Source organism: Micromonospora sp. DT229, assembly GCF_049844505.1.
GTDB lineage: Bacteria > Actinomycetota > Actinomycetes > Mycobacteriales > Micromonosporaceae > Micromonospora.
On the sequence record NZ_JBNCLD010000033.1, the window covers coordinates 13,633 to 30,298 of the forward strand.

The following is a 16,666-nucleotide window of genomic DNA, read 5'->3' on the forward strand; positions in this document are numbered from 1 at the left end:
GCCCCACGGAAGGTTGTCGGGCGACCACAGGGAAGCGAAGGGGGGCACGGGTCGGGGAGAGCACAGGCCTGTCCACCTACCGGCAGCTCGGCCAGCCACCCCACGTCGGTGACCGCGCGGTGTCGGACAACTGGCTACGGCGTTTGTGCGGGCCCGGTCGGTCCACTGCTGGCATCGTACGATTTCTTGGCGGCGATCACGGCGGCCTGGAGGTGCTCGGGGGCGACGCCGTGGACGTTGAGCGGCGGGTGCAGGCGCCGGACCAGTTCGGCCTCGATGGCCTCCGGCTCCGCATCCTGCGCCCAGGTCAAGCGCAGATGCTCGTACATCCACGCGGTCAGCCGCGCCTCATCCTCAGGGACCAGGACGACGCGGTCGGTCCAGGTCGTCCGGTATCCCTCGGACACGAGAAGCCCGGCCAACGTACGGCGCAGAGTCGAACTACCCGAACGCCTCAGATGGTTGCGCAGGATACGACCCCGCAGGCTGGTCGCTCGTCCCAGATACAGCAGCCGTAGCGACGGGTCGCTGTCGTTCGGCGGGCCGGGAAGATCGGGAAGGACCGAGGGAGCAGCCCACCAGGCGTAGACACCGCTGCCACGGCTGAGCCGCTTGACGGCGACATCGAGACCGACCGGCACACCGCAGAGCAGCCGCAGGGCCTCTTCGAGTCGGGCTGCGTAGGTCGGGGCGTCCTCGGGTGGCTTTCCGGGAATGGTCATCGAGACCATCCTAGGTCCGGGCGGATCGCGGCCGAGTGCCCGCCACCGCCATCACCCCTGGCCGGGCTCCTGGTGGTGGCTTGAGGCTGCCGTTCGGAGGAACCATGCCCGAGACCGGTGACTCCTGCGGATCGGCGGTCCGGTGGGATGCGCGGGTCAGTCCTGCCGGTCAGCTTTCCGGCGGACGGCGCGCTCGTGGTGGCCGACCGCTCGGGCGTGGGCGATCGCGAGCAGCCGGTCGATCTCGGGCAGCAGTTGCGGGCCGGGCATGACGATGCCGGCGAAGCCGTACAGGGCGTAGCCGGGGTGCGGCATGACAGTGTCCAGCCGGGCGAAGTCGAAGGTGTGCCGGTGGGTCTCGAAGTCCTTCGGTGGGAAGCCGAACAGGCGCTCGAACTCGGCCCGGCCCAGGTCCAGGTTGAGACGGAAGACGCCGGGACGGTCTAGCTGCGAAGCTTCGTCGAAACCGGGCACGTCGTGTTCGACGATGGTGGCGAAGGGTTGGCGCCGGTCCGGACCGACATGGAAGAACCGGTCCCCCCAGGCACCCTCGGGTGACCCGTTCTCCTCGCTGGCCACGACCTGTTCCACCCCGGGCAGGGCGAGGATCCGATCGGCGAGTACGGCCGCGTCGCGACCGGTGGGGATGTGCAGCACCGCCTCGGCGTGGTCGAGGGTGGCCTGATCCAGGGGGAAGTAGCGGTAGTCGTGGGTTCTGCGCTCGGCCGCCGCTATTTCGGATGCCCGAACGAAGCGGGGAAGAGTGCCCTCCTGCTGGAGCCTGCCCTCGTAGGTAGAGGGATCGGGGGCCTCGACGCCGAGGGCGGGGCTGGCGCCGAGGCTACCGACGATCACGGCGTACCGGTCGCCCAGCAGGGTGGCGACGATCGCGCCGGCACCGGCCCACGGCAGCTCCGTTCCGGCCATCGTCATTCTGCTGGTGTGGCGCTGAAGGTGGGTGTTGTGCGCGAAGACCAGGGTGGGTCCCCGGTGCGCCTCGACCGACCGGATGGCCAGCAGGTTCTCGGCCATCAGCGCGTCCCGGACCCCGGCCAGGCGGGCGAAGCGTTCCTCCCGTGGCAGTGGGGTGGCGGCTGCGGCGTGGTAGCGCAGCACCGCGACGGCGGACGTGGCGTGGACGAACGCCGCCGGCCAGCCCTCAGGTCGGCGGGGAGCCTGTAGGTACAGCTCGGTCAGCAGGTCGTCGGCGATCACCCGCAGCCGCTGGGCGTCGGCCGAACCCCCGATCGACCTGCCGGGCTCCCAGATCGCGGCCGGGTCGCTCCACCGCGCCTCCTCCCCGACCAGGTCGTCGATCTCCGCCGCCCGGTCCAGGTCGAGGAAGTCGCAGACCCGCACGAGGTGGTGGCGTGGGCTCGGGGCACCCTCCATCTCCAGGGGGGCATCGAAGCCGTGGAAGGTCAGGCGTTCGGCGGCCGGCCGCCCGGCGTTGTACTCGCGCATCCGCAACAGCAGGTCGCGGTTGGCCGGGGCGGCGCCGAACCCGTGGCTGAACCCCTCGGCGAGCGCCCGGTCCAGGGTGACGGCCACAGACCCCTGAACGAACTCGTCGGCGATCAACCCCGCCGCCCGGTCACTCTCCAACGCGATCGATCGATAACCCTGTTCAGCCAGGGTCAGGAAGGTGTCGTTGCGGATCTGGAGGAAGGCGGATTCCCCGTGCGTCGGCTCACCGAGCGCGAGCAGGGACGGCGGTTCGGAGAACAGGTCCAGAAGGGAGGTCATTGCATTGACCGTATCGTTGAACCACCGGTTGAGACTTCTTGAGCGACGGAGCACGGTGACACCCACAAAACCCTCAACCCCGGGGGTACGCCGACCGATCGACCTGGCGCGTCGCCACGGCCTCTCCGCCCAAGCCGTACGCAACTACGAACGCGACGGCGTCCTGCCCCCGGCCGTGCGCAGCCCTACCGGCTACCGCCAGTTCACCGAGGTGCACGCCACCGCGCTGAGCGCCTACCTGGCGTTGATCGCGGGCCACGGCTACGCGGCCGGCGGTGACATCATGCGGGCGGTCAACCGCAGTGACATCGACGGGGCGTTGCGCACGATCGACCACAGCCATGCGCTGCTGCAACGCGACCGGGAAACCCTCGACGCGGTCGAGACGGCCGTGGCCACCCTCACCGGGGCGCAGTCGCAACCGCCGCGCCGCGCCGCCGTACCGATCAGCGTGCTGGCCCACCGACTCCGGGTACGCCCGGCCACCCTGCGCAAATGGGAGCGGGCCGGGGTTCTGCGGCCGGCCCGGGACCCGGCCACCGGCTACCGCACCTACTCGCCGCACGATGTCCGCGACGCCGAACTCGCGCACCTGCTGCGCCGTGGCGGGTACCGGCTGGACCACATCGCCGAGGTGCTGCGTCGGGTACGCGAGGCCGGTGGGGCCGAACCGCTGGCCGCCTCCCTGCGCCAGTGGCGGGACCAGCTCACCACCCGGGGCCGGGCCCTGCTCATCGGGGCGGCCCGGCTCGCCGAATACCTGGACGCCAGGCCGTCATCAGTGCGGCCCGGCGACGCGGGGGAGACCGCCGAGGCGTCGACCGGGAATGTCGACCCTCTCCCCAGGGGAGGCGCGAGGATGACACCGTGACGTTGCGCAAGGGCTTGACCATTGGCGAGTTCGCCACCGTGACGCATCTCAGCGTACGGACCCTGCGGCGCTATCACGAGTCCGGGCTGCTGGTGCCGGCGACGGTGGATCCGCACACCAACTATCGGTACTACCTGCCCGACCAGATCGCGACCGCGCAGGTCATCCATCGGCTCCGAGAGCTCGACGTGCCCCTGGTCGAGGTCAGGTCGATCATCACGACCGGCGATCCGCAGCAGCGCGCCGAACTCATCGCGGGTCACCTGCGCCGGCTGGAGGCCTCACTCGACCGTACGCGGGCGGCGGTGGTGTCCCTGCGCCAACTGCTGCGACCGGAGGCCGCGACACTGGAGGTCGAGCTGCGTTCCGTGCCGGCGCGGACCGTGGTCGCCATCAGCGCGACGGTCCGGATCGAGGATTCACTCGCCTGGTTCGACACGGCCATGGACGAGCTGGATGCCGCCTTCCCGCAGGCCGAACGCGCCGGGCCGCCCGGTGGCCGGTACGCCAACGAGCTCTTCACCGACGGCGTCGGCGCCATGACCGTCTTCCGGCCGGTCCGCAGCCCGCGCGGCGGCGGCCGGATGAAGGTTGTCGAGTTGCCGGCGGCCGACCTGGCCGTGACCGTCCATGCGGGCCCGCACGACGACATCGATGTCACCTACGGCCGACTGGGGGACTGGGTCGTCTCACATGCCCTGGGCATCGACGGACCCGTCCATGAGACATACCCGGCGGGTCCCCGCGACACCGGGGACCCCCAGCGGTGGCGTACCGAGATCGGTTGGCCGGTCTTCCGACTCACCCCCGGCTGACGTCAGACCTCGTGACCGAGGTGGTATCCCGCACCGAGGTGCCGCGGCCCTGGCGACTCCCGGCGCACTTGACCTTCTCGTCGGGGGAGACCTGACCGTGGGGGTATGAACATGACACCAGACCGCGAAGCCGCCCTCACCTGGGCCGAGTTGCCGGCCGTGATCACGGCGTACCTCCCCGCTCACGAAGCCCGGGACACCGAGACCGCGGTGCGCGCGTTCGCCGCAGACGCTGTGGTGACGGACGAGGGCCACACCTACCGGGGCCGGGACGAAATCCGGACCTGGCTGACCAACAGTGGCAGCCAGTACACCTACACCACGGATTTCGTCGGCGCTCATCGGATCGGTGCAGCGCAGTTCGATGTGCTCCAGCATCTGGAGGGGAACTTCCCGGGCGGCTCGGCGGACCTGCACTACCGGTTCACCCTGGCCGGCACCTCGATCATCCGGCTCACGATCGAACCGTAGGCGATGCCGCCCTACGCATCGAGGCATGTCGGTGGCTTGAGGCGTGCGCCGGCGGGGTGGGTGGCGCACGTCACGGTGAGTGGATTGATCCGAAACTCATGGCGACCGGGGGCTGGCGCATTGCTGTCCGTCATTGGATGATGACCGCCGGCAACACCGTTGATCTCGGCGCCAGCGCCCAGACGGAGGGCTATTCCGTGAAGCACGACCATTCGCCTGTCTTGCCAGGCCACGGCGCTACGGACTATGCACGCTACATGCGGATCGATGCGTTGCTCGAGTTGCAACGGTCGCCGGACGAGGTCATACATCGCGACGAACTGCTTTTCCAGGTGGTGCACCAGTCCACTGAGTTGTGGCTCAAACTGGCGGCAGCGGAGTTGGCGGAGGCGACCGCACAGGTCGTTGCGGGGCAGTTGGCGGCGGCGGAGGCACTGCTGGTCCGGGCGACGCTCGCCGTCCGCTTGATCACCGACCAGTTGGAGATGTTGCGATATCTCTCACCAGTGGATTTCCAGGCGATGCAGCCTGCTCTGGGCAACGGTTCCGGTGCAGAATCGCCTGGATGGCGAGAGGTCCAGGGAGCCAGCCGAAAGCTCGGTCGTGCCTTCGACGAGCAGCTCGCCACGCACGGCGTCGCGGCGACGGAGCTGTGCCCGACCGACCCGTCAGATCCGCTGCACCGGCTCGCCGAGGCGATGGTGGAGTGGGACGAACGGGTGTCGGTGTGGCGGGTCCGCCATTACCAGATGGCATTGCGAATCGGCGGGCATCGGCCGGCGGGCAGCCCCGGTAGCCCGACGAACATGCTGGCAAAGCTCGCCGGACACCGATTCTTTCCCGAACTGTGGCAGGCGCGGATGAGCCTCACCACCAACGGATAGCCCTGCTCAACCCCGGGCTCTGTGGTCGACGGCATATCCCTCGACCGTCAGCGTGGTTCGGTCTCGTCAAGTTCGAGGGGTGCGGATGCTCGGTGCGCGGTCCGGCACGGGCTACACCGAGGGCACGCCCTACCTGGCGGCGGTCAGCACCGCCCCGGTCTTCGCCGCCGTGACCGCCGATGCCGCTACGCCCGACCGGAACGAAAGGCGTTGCGCGTGAGCCGGCCCGAGCAGAACCCCCGGTGCCTCGACGCCGCCGCGCACGCCGCCCTGCGCGCGGAGTTCCCCCGGCTGGAAAGCTGCGTCTACCTGAACAGCAACTCCACCGGCGCCGCGCCGAGGGGTGTCGAGCGGGTGCTGCACGACTACTGGCAGACGCTACGCACCTGGCGCGACGACGTCTGGCAGGACTGGCACGTCGGCCTTGACCGGTACGCCGACTCGGTGGCCGCGCTGCTGGGCGCGCCGCCGGGCAGCGTGCTCACCGACGCGAACCTGAGCACCTTCCTGGCCCGAGTGGCGTCCTGTTTCGACTACCGCCCACCCCGCAACCGGGTGGTCATCACGGACCTCGACTATCCGACGGTGCCGTTCATCTTCCGCGCGTACGCCCGATATGGCGCGCAGCTCGATGTGGTCGGCACCGGCGGTCCCCACCTGGACCAGGACGCGCTGGAGGCCCGGATCGACGAGCGGACGCTGCTGGTGTGCGTGCCGCACGCCAGCTTCACCTCCGGTGCCACCGCCGACCTGTCCCGGCTGGTGACCCGAGCCCACCAGGTGGGTGCGCTGGTGGTGGTGGACGCCTTCCAGACCGTCGGGGTGGTGCCGTTGGACGTCACCGCGCTCGGCGTCGACGTCGTGCTGGGCGGATCCCACAAGTGGCTGTGCGGCGCCGGTACCGCGTTCCTCTACGTCCGGCCGGACCTGGTGCCACTGCTGACGCCGGCGGCCACCGGCTGGCAGGCTGGCGACCGGGCACTGACCTTCCGGCCGTCGCCCGGCTGGGCGCCCGGCATCCGCCGTTTCGCCGGCGGCACACCGTACCCGCTGACCTCCCTGATCTCCCAGGTCGGCCTGGACCTGCTGCTCGACGTCGGGGCCGACGCCATCCGGCGGCATTCGCTGGCGCTCACCCAACGGCTGCTGGACCGGGCCGAAGCCGCCGGTATCACGGTGGTCAGCCCCACCGACAGCGCTGCCCGAGGCGGCGTGGTGTGCCTGGACGTCCCCGACGGCGAGGCCGTCAAGCAGCGGCTGGCTGCTCGGGACGTGATCTGCAGTTGGCGCGGCTACCTGCGGGTCGGCCCGCATGTCTACAACACCCTCGACGAGATCGACCTGTTCATGGATGCGCTGGAAGAGGAGCTGCACCGGTGACCGTCACCCTCTCACCCCGGGCGTTGATGAGTCTGCTCGTCAACGGCCCCAAGGCCATGGACGTGCTGCACACCGCACTCGACCTGGGACTGCTCGACGCGCTGGAGGCCGGACCGGTCCGCCTCGACGCGTTGGCCACCCGGTTCGGGGTGCTTCCGCTGCGGCTGTACAAATTCCTCGACTGCATCGAGAGCCTCGGGCTGCTGACCCGCGACGAGCCCGACGACGACATCGGCGCGACGAGCTACCGCACCGTGTCGGGGCTGCGGGACGCGGTCAACGCAGTGGTCGGTCCGGACGCCACCGAACGGGACAGAGATCGCTACCCGTGGCGGCAGCTGCACGGCCGGCTGGCCGAGAGCCTGCGTGGTGAGGTCAGCATCGACGACGGGTTCGCCTGGCCGCCGAAGACGGCCGAACAGACCGCGGAGTTCGAGCGCAGCATGGCCCTCGGGCTGGGACCGGCGATCGAGACCGTACGCCGGCACTCAGGTCGGCTCTGGTCGGACCGGCACCGGCTGCTGGACGTCGGCGGCGGTGACGGAACCCTCGCCGCACACATCCTCGACACCACGCCGCAGCTGCGGGCCGACGTGTACAACCTGCCGGCGGTGGCACCACTGGTGGCCGCCACCCGGGACGCCCGGGGCCACGCGGATCGACTCGGTTTCGTCGGCGGCGACTTCTTCACCGACCCACTACCGCGCGGCTACGACGCGCTGTCCTTCGTTCGGGTCCTGCACGACTGGCCGAACGCGGTGGCCCGCGAACTGGTGCAGCAGGCGTACGCGGCGTTGGAGCCGGGCGGGCTGATCCTGATCTGCGAGGAGTTCCGCACCCCGGACCGACTGGCCATGCAGTTCTTCTGGAGCTACTTCCTGATCGGCGTCGACAGCAGCGTCAGCCGGCTCCGCGAGGCGGACTACTACACCAAGCTGCTCACGGAGGTCGGCTTCCAGGACGTGACAGTGCTGCCGGGCACCTGGGAACTCGTCACCGCGTACAAGCCGACCCGCTGACTCCACCTTCGGGCACATCCAGGTGACCCGACGGCATCGGTGGTTTTCGTGGGGACGACCAAACGCGAACGGGGTGCCGCACGACAGAGGGGTGTGATGACATTGCCCAAACACGGAGCATGGGCGGCGTTGACCGCCCTGACTGCGGACGCCCTGCCCTGGCAGTCGACTACGCTGATGGGCGGCATGCTGGCCGTCTGCACCGCGATGAGCCTGCTCGCCGAGTGGCAGGCGCGAGGCGGCCTGGCCACCCCGACCCGCGCCACTCTCACGGTCCGGTTCGCGTGCTGGAACGCGACGGGCGGGCAGACCGTCCGGCTGACCTGGAATGCCGAGGCAGCTCGGCACCGACAGCAACCAGGGACGTGATGTGGGGTCCGTCGAGTCCCGGCCGAAGCTCACCAGAAACCAGGTCGAGCAGATCGAGCAGCTCTACGTGCTCGAGGCCGAGGACCTGTACCGGTACGCCCACTCGCGTTCGTGGGTCCGGGCCTCCGATGCGCAGGATCTGGTTCAGATCACGTTTCACGAAGCCATCCGCGACTGGGAGAAGGTCGAGCCCTTCGGTTCCGACGAGCGCAGACGATGGCTGCGTCAGGTGCTCAGGAACAAGGCCGTCGACCTGTGGAGGAAGCAGAACCGGGTCGATCTGGCCGTCGATGTCTCCGACCTGTCCCCGACGTCCGACAACGAGACGGCCGAGCAGGTGGAACTGATGATCGCCCTGACCAATTGCTGGAAGGCGATCGAACAGATGCCACCGCGTCGGCGGATGGTCGCGCTCCTGGTCTGGGGTGAGGCATGGGATGTCAAGCGCGCCGCCGACCACCTCGGGCTGGCGGCGAGCACGGTTCGCGTCCATCTGCGAGAGGCACGTCTGCAGCTGAGAGCCAGTGTCGGACACCTGGTGCCGTTCATCGAAGCCGAGGAAGACTGGGAGTCTGCGCAATGACCGACAACGAGGAGCGGATGCCGCTCACGTTCGCCGAGGTCTACCGACGCGCCCGTGCCGCCGGGGGAGAGGCGCTCCCGCCCTTTGACCTCAGGCGCGGCCTGGCCGACCTGAGGACCTGGATCGACCGGGAAGTCGACGTGGTGGAGGAGACGGAAGACCTCGCCTCTGCCGCGGTGCGACGCTCGCAGCTGGAACTGCGGGGGCGCCACGATCTGCTGGAAGAGTTGATGACCCTGGCGCGCCGACCCGCGGCGGGCGGTCCCGCCGTGCTCGTCGGGGCAGGCGGTTCGGGTAAGTCCACGCTGGCTGCCGCCCTGACGCAGCGGGCGCGAAGCTGGGACCGCCAGGTGTGGTGGGTCTCCGCCGCCGATCCGGCTGGGTTCTTCGAGGGTCTGACCACGGTGATGAGCGACCTCGGCGGCTCCACCACAGACCTGGAGTCGATCGCCAACGGGGCGGCTGACGGCCCCGACCGGCTCTGGCGTCTGCTGGAACGCTCGCCCAGAAGCTGGCTGCTCGTCATCGACAACGCCGACGATCCCTGGATCCTTGCCGCAGCTGACTCGCCGGCGGGTATCCAGGACGGCCGAAGCTGGGTGCGGGCGTCGCAGCGCGGCCTGGTCGTGGTGACGAGCCGGGAAACCGACCCACGCATGTGGGTGGGCGCCCGACTCTTCGCGGTCGGCCAGCTGAGTGAGGTCGATGCCGCGCAGGTCCTCCGCGATCTCGCGCCGAAGGCCGGGGACGAGTCCGAGGCCCTGGCCCTGGCGCGTCGGATCGGTGGTCTGCCGCTCGTCCTTCACCTGGCCGGGACCTACCTGGGCTCCGGGCTAGCGCAGTCGCACACCTTCGCCGCCTACGATCGGGCCCTCGGCAGCCGTGAGGGAACCATGGTGGCCCGTACTGCGGAGATCTCTCTGGACGGGCTGGCCCGACAGGGCATCCCCCAGGCTCGGACGCTACTGCGGCTGGCCAGCTGCTACGCGCCCGAGCAGATCCCGACGCGCATGCTGTCCATGAGCGGCCTGAAGGAGGCGCTCGACGGGTTGACGGGTGTGGGTCTGATCCGGAGCGGCTCCGCCGCGATCACCCTGCATCCCGTCGTCACCGCCACCCACCGTGACCGCCTTGGAGGACCGGAGGTGTGGCAGACCGCAGTCGCGCATCTGGTCGGCGCACTGCGGGAGCTCAGCCATGGCCAGCCGGAATGCTGGCCGGAGTATCGGCTGCTCAGCCAACACCTGCTGGCCCTGCTCGAAACCGCGGCCGAACACGGGGACGACGAACACCTCGCCCGGCTGGCCGACGCCACCGCCGGTGTGGCCAGGGCCTTCAACCACAGCGGCGCGTTCAGGGCCGCCGGCATGCTGTGCCGGATCGCCCTCGACCGCTGTGCGGCGCTGGGTGAGGAACATCCGGCGGTGCTGCGGGTCCGGCATCAACTCGCCTGGACCGTCGCCAACAGGGGCGATCTGACCCAAGCGGAGACCATCTACCAGGAGGTGCTCGACATCCGGCGGCGGGTCCTGGGCGACTCCCACCCCGACACCCTCCGCAGCCGCCACGAGTCCGGGTGGATCGCCAGCCTGCTCGGCAGTTGGGCCGAGGCCGAGCAACGCTATCGGGACACCCTTCGCGACTGCGTGCTCCACCTCGGGCCGGACTCGCGGGACACCCTGACCACGCGTCACGAGTTGGCGTACGCGATCGCCCGGCAGGGCCGCCTCGACGAAGCCCAACCGATTTTCGAGGAGGTTCTGCGCGATCGGCGACGTGTCCTTTCCGATCTTGCGCCACAAACCCTCCAGACCCAGCACGCGCTCGCCTGGATCACCGCCAAACAGGGCAGATGGGCCGAGGCGGAGGCCTTCTACCGCCGGCTCCTCGACCTGCGTCAGGTGCTCGAGGCCGACCACCCCCATGTCCTGCTCACCCTGCACGAACTCGCCTGGACGATCGCGCGTCAGGGCCGCCGGAGCGAGGCGGAGACCCTCTACCGACAGGTCCTGGAGCGCCGCGACCGCACCCTGGGCACCGACCATCCCGAGACCGAGACCACCCGGTACGCGCTGGACGAGCTTCTGCGCGGGCAGATCATCGACGCCGAACACCCGGCCTGACCATTCGGAGGTCCACATGATCACCGAGGAACACCTCACCGCCGCCCTCGCAGGTCTGCACCTGACCAAGCGCACCGTCATGCTGCACACCTCACTGCGGTCCTTCCGAACGGTGCTCGACGGCGGTGCCGACGCCATCCTCGACACACTGCTCAACCGGGGTTGCACCGTGATGGTGCCCACCTTCACGGAACCCCAGTTCGCAGTGGCTGCCCCCACCGACATGCGTCCGGTCCGCAACGGCGTGGACTACGCTGCCGTGTCTGTCGACGACACCTCGCTGGAGACCAGCCCCTACCGCGTCGACTGCGGACTGATCAACCCTTTGCTCGGCCTGCTTCCGGCCGTGCTCGTCGGGCGCTCCGACGCCGTACGCGGACGGCATCCACTCAACTCCTTCGCCGCGATCGGCCCGGAGGCCGCCGAGATCATCGGCGCCCAGAGCCCCGATGACGTGTACGGGCCGATTCGTGCGCTGGCCGACCGCGACGGCGTGATCCTGCTCATCGGTGTGGGCCTCAACCGCATGACCGCCCTGCATCTGGCCGAGCATCGGTCCGGCCGCCGGATGTTCCGCAGATGGGCGCGCGACATCGACGGCGCCACCCGCATGGTCGAGGTCGGCTCCTGTTCCGCAGGGTTCCCGAAGCTGGAGCCGGTCCTCAGTCCTCTCGCCCAGAGCATCATGGTCGGCGCCTCGCGCTGGCGCGCCTTTCCAGCCCGGCAGACCCTTGCCGCCGCGACGGCCGCCATCGTCGCCCAGCAGGACATCACCCGTTGTCCTGCCGCCGGTTGCATGCTCTGTCGAGACGCCATCGCCGGAGGCCCGATGACCTACCAGCCACCACGCTGACCCGCTGCCCGATCGGGAACGGGACCCCGTCGGGTCGACCTGGTTCAGCGCCGCGCGTGTTCTGCGCGTGCGGGTGCACCCACCTCATGCAGGTGTCGCAGGGCCTGGCGGTAGGAGGTGACGAGACTGGTCTGTACGTAGGCGACGCCGATCTCGGCGCAGTATGCCTGCACGATCGGTTGTGCCTTGCGCAGGTTGGGCGTCGGCATGCCGGGGAACAGGTGGTGTTCGATCTGGTAGTTCAGACCGCCGAGTGCCGCGTCGACCAGCCGGTTCCCCCGAACGTTACGGGAGGTCAACACCTGCTTGCGGAGATAGTCCTCGGTGCCGGTCGGGTGCGGCATGCCCTTGTGGTTGGGAGCGAAGGTCATGCCGAGGTAGACGCCGAACAGTGCCTGGTGCAGCAGCAGGAAGGCGACGGCCTGCAGCGGCGAGAGCACGAGCACCAGTGCGCCCAGGTAGCCGACGGCGTGCAGGATCAGCAGTGCGCCCTCCACACCCCGCTGTTTCACCGTGCCGTCACGCAACGCCTTGACGCTTGACACCTTCAGGCTGCCGGCGAGCAGCGTGAGCAGCGGGAAGAACAGTGCGGCCTGGTGCCGGGTGATGAGGCCCTTCAGCCCGCGCCGGCCGAGGGCCGATTCGGTGGTCCAGACGAGCACCTCGGGGGCCACGTCCGGGTCGAGGTCGTCGTGGTTGGGGTTGTTGTGGTGACGGGTGTGCTTGTCCATCCACCAGCCGTAGCTCATTCCGATGCCGAGATTGCCGGCCAGCAGTCCGGCGACCGCGCTCGGCCGTCTGGTGCGGAACACCTGGCGGTGCGCCAGGTCGTGCGCCACGAGTGCGACCTGGGCGAACGTGACGGCGAGGAACACGGCGGTGATCATCTGCCACCAGGAGGAGCCGATGGCGAAGAAGGCCGCCCAGCCGCCGACGAACATCAGCGTGACGACGCTCAGCCGGACGACGTAGTAGGCAGGCCGGCGGCGCATCAACCCGGCGTCGATGATCCGGCGGGACAGGACGGCGAAATCACTGCCGGTCGTCGACTGCGACGGTTTCGTGGTAGTCGTCATGAGCCCAGCAGACCGCCTGGGAAGGGCGCTGTCAGGAACGCTGTCTCCCCGCCGAACGGGGTGCTAGCACCACCGAGAGACGGCGATCGCGCGGGCACAATGACAACCGTGGACATGGCCGGGCCGGACGGGCGGACGTACGAGTGGGTGCGGCGGGGTGTGCGCGCGGTGCTCGCCGGTCTGGCCGCGATCGGCCTGGCCGTGGCCAACGTCGCGCTGCTCGTCGTATCGCTGCTGGCGCTGGTGCTGGTCCCGGTGCCGCTGCTCGGCATGGCGTTGGTGTGCTTGACGACGACGCTGGTCCGGAAGCGGGCGGATCTCGAACGTAGGCGTGCCGCACGGGCCGGGGTCCCGGTGCCACGTCCCTACCGTCCGCCCCCGCAGCGGGGTATCGCCGGCGGCTGGCGGCGCTTCCGGTGGATCATCACCGACTCGGCCACCTGGCGCGACCTCGCGTGGCTCCTGCCCGGCGGGATCGTCGGGGCCACCCTCGGCGTGATCTCTCTGGCCGTGCCGCTGTACGGGATCATGGGTCTGACGCTGACACCGCTGTGGATCTGGCTCGGCACCGACTGGTACGGCTACGGTGCTGTCTGGTCCATCGACACATTCAGTGAAGGGCTGATCTGCCTGCCGCAGGGCGCCGCCATCCTGGCCGGCGGTCTGTGGCTGGCGCCGTGGCTACGGCGGGTCGACGCGTACTTCGCCCGACTCCTCCTGGCACCGACCAAGGCCGCCGAACTCCGCCTGCGGGTCACCCAGCTGACCGTTACGCGCGCCGACACGGTGGACGCCCAGGCAGCCGAGCTGCGCCGCATCGAGCGCGACCTGCACGACGGCATCCAGGCGCGGCTCGTCTCGCTGGGCATGACGATCGGTCTCGCCGACGAACTGATCGACCGGAACCCGGCCGCAGCCCACGAGATGCTCGCTGAAGCGCGTGAAGCCAGCGGCACCGCACTGGTCGAGCTGCGGCACCTGGTCCGTGGTATCCATCCACCCGTGTTGGCCGAACGCGGACTGGACGGCGCGGTGCGGGCGCTGGCGCTCAGCCTGCCCGTGCCGCTCACGGTCGATGTCGACCTGCCCGGCCGACTCGACACACCCGTGGAGTCGGCCGCGTACTTCGCCGTCGCGGAGACGCTGACCAACATGGTCCGCCACAGTCGCGCTCACACCGGATCGGTGTCCCTGCGGCATGCGGACGGCACTCTGACGATGGTGGTCGCCGACGACGGCGTGGGCGGCGGCGATCCCGCGGCCGGCACCGGTCTGCGGGGCATCGAACGCCGCCTCGCCGCTTTCGATGGCACGATGGCCCTGTCGAGCCCGCTCGGTGGGCCCACCGTCATCACCATGGAGTTGCCGTGCGCGTTGTCATCGCCGAGGACCACGCGCTCCTCCGGGACGGGCTGACCAGAATCCTGCGGGCCTTCGACTTCGACGTCGTCGCCGCCGTCGACAACGGCCCGGCCCTGCTGCCTGCCCTGATCACCCACCGGCCTCAGGTGGCGGTCGTCGACGTCCGCCTCCCGCCGACGTTCACCGACGAAGGTCTGCAGGCCGCGATAGCGGCTCGTACCCAGATTCCCGGCCTGCCCATCCTCGTGCTCTCCCAGCACGTCGAGCCCTTGTACGCCCGCGAACTGCTCAGCACACCGCACGGCGGTGTGGGCTACCTGCTCAAGGACCGCGTGTCCCACGTCGGCGACTTCGTCGACGCCGTGCGCCGGGTCGCCGCCGGCGGTACCGCCATGGACCCTGAGGTGATCTCGCAACTCCTCGTCCGCCGAGAGCCGCTGGCGGTGCTCACCCCCAGAGAACGGGAAGTGCTCGGTGAAATGGCCGAAGGCCGCTCCAACGCGGCGATCGGGGGCAAACTCCGCATAACCGAAAAAGCCGTGAGCAAACACATCAACAACATCTTCACCAAACTTGACATGCCACCCTCAGAGGATGACAACCGGCGCGTCCTCGCCGTCCTGGCGTACCTCAACGGCTGAACGGGCTGGACGGAGGACGCGGCGGCGAGGACCTGCGCCTGCGACCGGTGCCCGTCCGTCATCACCGACGAACGGCACGGTCTGTAGCTGATCCGGGCGGGCCCGACGTGAGGTCGAGCCCGCCCGGTTTCCGGTCTGGTCTGTTCAGGACCGGATTCAGCCCTGCAGCCTGCCGACCGGTCTGCTCTCGGACAGGTTGTCCGGCGAGTCAGCCACGGTCATCGTGCGACGAGGTTGAATCGCTGGTTGGTGCCGCCGTGGCAGTCGTAGAGCTGGACCTGGGCACCGTTGGCGGTGCTCCAGACGTCCAGGCAGCGTCCGGACTGGACATTGCTGATGGTGCCGTTGGAGTTCACGTTCCACTGCTGGTTGGCGCCGCCGTGGCAGCTGTAGATCTGCACGGCTGCGCCGTTGCCGGTGCCGGCCGCGTCCAGGCACATGTTGCCGTACACCTGGAGTTGCCTGCTGGCGGTGTGGGTCCAGGACTGGTTGGTCTGTCCGTGGCAGTCGTAGAGCTGGACCCGGGTGCCGTTGTTGCGGGAGGAGTTCGGTACGTCGATGCACCGGTTGGACTGGACCCCGACGATCTGGGTGGCCGAGCTGGGCGGCGGGGTGGTCGGCGGGGGGGTGGTGGGTGGCGGGTCGGTCGGCGGGGGACTGGTCGGCGGCGGGGTGGTCGGGGTGTCGATCAGCGGGCAGGTGCTGCGGTAGGTGACCACTCCACTGTTGTCCATCAGCGGGCACAGGAACTGGCTGTACCGGGCGTCGTTGTCGACGAAGATCTTCAGGAAGGGCAGCATGGTCCGGATCATCACCGGGTTGGACCGCCCGACCATGAACCCGTGATCCCCACCGGCGACCTCGACGTACACGCTCTCCGTGGTGGACGGGAGGCTGTTGTACAGATCGAGGGCGTAGGAGGGGGTGACCACCGTGTCCGCCTGCCCGGAGATGACCATCGTGGGCACCCGGTCGTTGGCCAGGTTCGACGACGGCGAGAACGGGGTGATGCCGACCGCCGCCTTCAACGACGGACGCCGCATGGCGGCGCTCAGCGCCCCACCGCCACCCATGGAGTGACCGGCGACGGCCAGCCGGCTCGCGTCGACCCGGTCGCGTACCGGGCTCTGCTGCGTCAGGTAGTCCAACGCGGCGAGCAACTGGGTGCCGCGGGCGGTGTCGAAGTCGTTACGGCTGTTGGTCTCGATGCCGATCACGACGAAGCCGTGGGAGGCCAGCCAGGGTCCCATCCAGGCCAGCTCGGCGGAGAACAACGCGGTGTAACCCGGCGAGATGGCGATGGCCCCGAAGGTGCCCTGGCTGGTGTCGGTCGGGTAGTAGATCCGGCCGCCGTTGAAGCCGTACCCGGTCGGGACGCTGACCGAGGTGTTGGCGAAGGGGCCGTGTTCGGTGGCGACGCTGGTCCGGGTGGGGTCCGGGCCCCGCTGGTACGGGTTGTCGGCGGCCGAGGCCGACCCGGCCGCCACCGTCACGGTGAGCAGCCCGACGGCGGCGGCGATCCCGGCCGCAGCCAGCTTGACCAGCCGTCCTCGACGGCCGGGCACGCGGTCTGCGTCGGTGGTCACCGCGGGTGGGGGATGGTGTACCTGTCCTTGCACGGTGGGTACCTCCTGGTGGTGGAGTGGTGGAGGGTGGGGCGGGGGGGGGGGGGGGGGCCCCCCCCCCCCCCCCCCGGGGGCCCGCCCGGGCAGCACCCCCCCACCCGGGGGGGGGGCGGAAACCCCCGGCGG

The 16,666-nt window shown here is 69.7% G+C and carries 16 protein-coding genes and 1 pseudogene; 13 read left to right on the forward strand and 4 right to left on the reverse strand.

Annotation, left to right across the window (positions count from 1 at the left end; translation table 11 throughout):
* Nucleotides 1-134: 134 nt before the first annotated feature.
* Together ACLQ2T_RS28525 and ACLQ2T_RS28530 are read right to left on the reverse strand one after the other, a co-directional pair.
* On the reverse strand, nucleotides 135-722 hold the full coding sequence (locus tag ACLQ2T_RS28525) for a GIY-YIG nuclease family protein (RefSeq protein WP_425769456.1): 588 nt from the start codon (nucleotides 720-722) through the stop codon (nucleotides 135-137).
* Between the two features lie 156 nt (nucleotides 723-878).
* Nucleotides 879-2,468: a DUF6194 family protein gene (locus ACLQ2T_RS28530; protein WP_425769457.1), complete on the reverse strand. Its 1,590-nt coding sequence runs from the start codon at nucleotides 2,466-2,468 to the stop codon at nucleotides 879-881.
* 55 nt (nucleotides 2,469-2,523) lie between these two features.
* Here ACLQ2T_RS28530 and ACLQ2T_RS28535 point away from each other — a divergent pair, with 55 nt between their 5' ends.
* The 11 genes and pseudogenes from ACLQ2T_RS28535 to ACLQ2T_RS28585 all read left to right on the forward strand — a co-directional run bounded on the left by ACLQ2T_RS28535 (nucleotide 2,524) and on the right by ACLQ2T_RS28585 (nucleotide 11,836).
* Nucleotides 2,524-3,339 carry a TioE family transcriptional regulator gene (locus tag ACLQ2T_RS28535; protein ID WP_425769458.1) on the forward strand — a complete coding sequence of 272 codons (816 nt, stop codon included), beginning with the start codon at nucleotides 2,524-2,526 and terminating at the stop codon, nucleotides 3,337-3,339.
* A complete protein-coding gene (locus ACLQ2T_RS28540; RefSeq protein WP_425769459.1) occupies nucleotides 3,336-4,154 on the forward strand; it encodes a MerR family transcriptional regulator in 819 nt (272 codons plus the stop codon). Before ACLQ2T_RS28535 ends, ACLQ2T_RS28540 begins: the two co-directional genes overlap by 4 nt.
* 105 nt (nucleotides 4,155-4,259) lie before the next feature.
* Nucleotides 4,260-4,625, forward strand: coding sequence for a nuclear transport factor 2 family protein (locus ACLQ2T_RS28545; protein WP_425769460.1), 366 nt, complete (start codon nucleotides 4,260-4,262; stop codon nucleotides 4,623-4,625).
* Nucleotides 4,626-4,822: 197 nt separating this feature from the next.
* Nucleotides 4,823-5,509: a tryptophan 2,3-dioxygenase family protein gene (locus tag ACLQ2T_RS28550; protein ID WP_425769470.1), complete on the forward strand. Its 687-nt coding sequence runs from the start codon at nucleotides 4,823-4,825 to the stop codon at nucleotides 5,507-5,509.
* 79 nt (nucleotides 5,510-5,588) lie between these two features.
* Nucleotides 5,589-5,729: pseudogene (locus ACLQ2T_RS28555) on the forward strand (tryptophan 2,3-dioxygenase family protein); the annotation flags it as partial.
* Complete coding sequence (locus tag ACLQ2T_RS28560; RefSeq protein WP_425769461.1) at nucleotides 5,726-6,889, forward strand: aminotransferase class V-fold PLP-dependent enzyme; 1,164 nt, start codon at nucleotides 5,726-5,728, stop codon at nucleotides 6,887-6,889. The pseudogene ACLQ2T_RS28555 and the gene ACLQ2T_RS28560, both read left to right, overlap by 4 nt.
* The gene (locus tag ACLQ2T_RS28565) at nucleotides 6,886-7,908 is read left to right on the forward strand and encodes a methyltransferase (RefSeq protein WP_425769462.1); all 1,023 of its coding nucleotides are present in this window, start codon (nucleotides 6,886-6,888) and stop codon (nucleotides 7,906-7,908) included. The genes ACLQ2T_RS28560 and ACLQ2T_RS28565 overlap by 4 nt, the downstream gene beginning before the upstream one ends.
* Nucleotides 7,909-8,004: 96 nt before the next feature.
* On the forward strand, nucleotides 8,005-8,277 hold the full coding sequence (locus ACLQ2T_RS28570) for a hypothetical protein (RefSeq protein ID WP_425769463.1): 273 nt from the start codon (nucleotides 8,005-8,007) through the stop codon (nucleotides 8,275-8,277).
* 1 nt (nucleotide 8,278) lies between these two features.
* Nucleotides 8,279-8,860, forward strand: a complete 582-nt coding sequence (locus ACLQ2T_RS28575; protein ID WP_425769464.1) for an RNA polymerase sigma factor — start codon at nucleotides 8,279-8,281, stop codon at nucleotides 8,858-8,860.
* Nucleotides 8,857-10,983, forward strand: a complete 2,127-nt coding sequence (locus tag ACLQ2T_RS28580) for a tetratricopeptide repeat protein (RefSeq protein WP_425769465.1) — start codon at nucleotides 8,857-8,859, stop codon at nucleotides 10,981-10,983. Before ACLQ2T_RS28575 ends, ACLQ2T_RS28580 begins: the two co-directional genes overlap by 4 nt.
* 16 nt (nucleotides 10,984-10,999) lie before the next feature.
* Nucleotides 11,000-11,836, forward strand: coding sequence for an AAC(3) family N-acetyltransferase (locus tag ACLQ2T_RS28585; protein WP_425769466.1), 837 nt, complete (start codon nucleotides 11,000-11,002; stop codon nucleotides 11,834-11,836).
* 44 nt (nucleotides 11,837-11,880) lie between these two features.
* On the opposite strand, the gene ACLQ2T_RS28590 is transcribed toward ACLQ2T_RS28585, so the two are convergent.
* A complete protein-coding gene (locus tag ACLQ2T_RS28590; protein ID WP_425769467.1) occupies nucleotides 11,881-12,912 on the reverse strand; it encodes a fatty acid desaturase family protein in 1,032 nt (343 codons plus the stop codon).
* A 114-nt stretch (nucleotides 12,913-13,026) separates the two neighbouring features.
* On the opposite strand from ACLQ2T_RS28590, the gene ACLQ2T_RS28595 reads away from it, so the two are divergent.
* Nucleotides 13,027-14,328, forward strand: coding sequence for a sensor histidine kinase (locus ACLQ2T_RS28595; RefSeq protein ID WP_425769471.1), 1,302 nt, complete (start codon nucleotides 13,027-13,029; stop codon nucleotides 14,326-14,328).
* Nucleotides 14,280-14,915 carry a LuxR C-terminal-related transcriptional regulator gene (locus ACLQ2T_RS28600; protein WP_425769468.1) on the forward strand — a complete coding sequence of 212 codons (636 nt, stop codon included), beginning with the start codon at nucleotides 14,280-14,282 and terminating at the stop codon, nucleotides 14,913-14,915. Before ACLQ2T_RS28595 ends, ACLQ2T_RS28600 begins: the two co-directional genes overlap by 49 nt.
* A 218-nt stretch (nucleotides 14,916-15,133) precedes the next feature.
* Here the strand turns inward: ACLQ2T_RS28600 and ACLQ2T_RS28605 are convergent, their stop codons facing one another.
* On the reverse strand, nucleotides 15,134-16,501 hold the full coding sequence (locus ACLQ2T_RS28605; RefSeq protein WP_425769469.1) for a ricin-type beta-trefoil lectin domain protein: 1,368 nt from the start codon (nucleotides 16,499-16,501) through the stop codon (nucleotides 15,134-15,136).
* Nucleotides 16,502-16,666: the final 165 nt, after the last annotated feature.

Bases quoted from the DNA above. Each gene is read 5' to 3' on its own strand.
- ACLQ2T_RS28570 (WP_425769463.1), top strand. From the start codon at position 8,005: ATGACATTGCCCAAACACGGAGCATGGGCGGCGTTGACCGCCCTGACT.
- ACLQ2T_RS28530 (WP_425769457.1), bottom strand. From the start codon at position 2,468: ATGACCTCCCTTCTGGACCTGTTCTCCGAACCGCCGTCCCTGCTCGCG.
- ACLQ2T_RS28595 (WP_425769471.1), top strand. From the start codon at position 13,027: ATGGCCGGGCCGGACGGGCGGACGTACGAGTGGGTGCGGCGGGGTGTG.
- ACLQ2T_RS28545 (WP_425769460.1), top strand. From the start codon at position 4,260: ATGAACATGACACCAGACCGCGAAGCCGCCCTCACCTGGGCCGAGTTG.
- ACLQ2T_RS28585 (WP_425769466.1), top strand. From the start codon at position 11,000: ATGATCACCGAGGAACACCTCACCGCCGCCCTCGCAGGTCTGCACCTG.
- ACLQ2T_RS28525 (WP_425769456.1), bottom strand. From the start codon at position 722: ATGACCATTCCCGGAAAGCCACCCGAGGACGCCCCGACCTACGCAGCC.
- ACLQ2T_RS28580 (WP_425769465.1), top strand. From the start codon at position 8,857: ATGACCGACAACGAGGAGCGGATGCCGCTCACGTTCGCCGAGGTCTAC.
- ACLQ2T_RS28590 (WP_425769467.1), bottom strand. From the start codon at position 12,912: ATGACGACTACCACGAAACCGTCGCAGTCGACGACCGGCAGTGATTTC.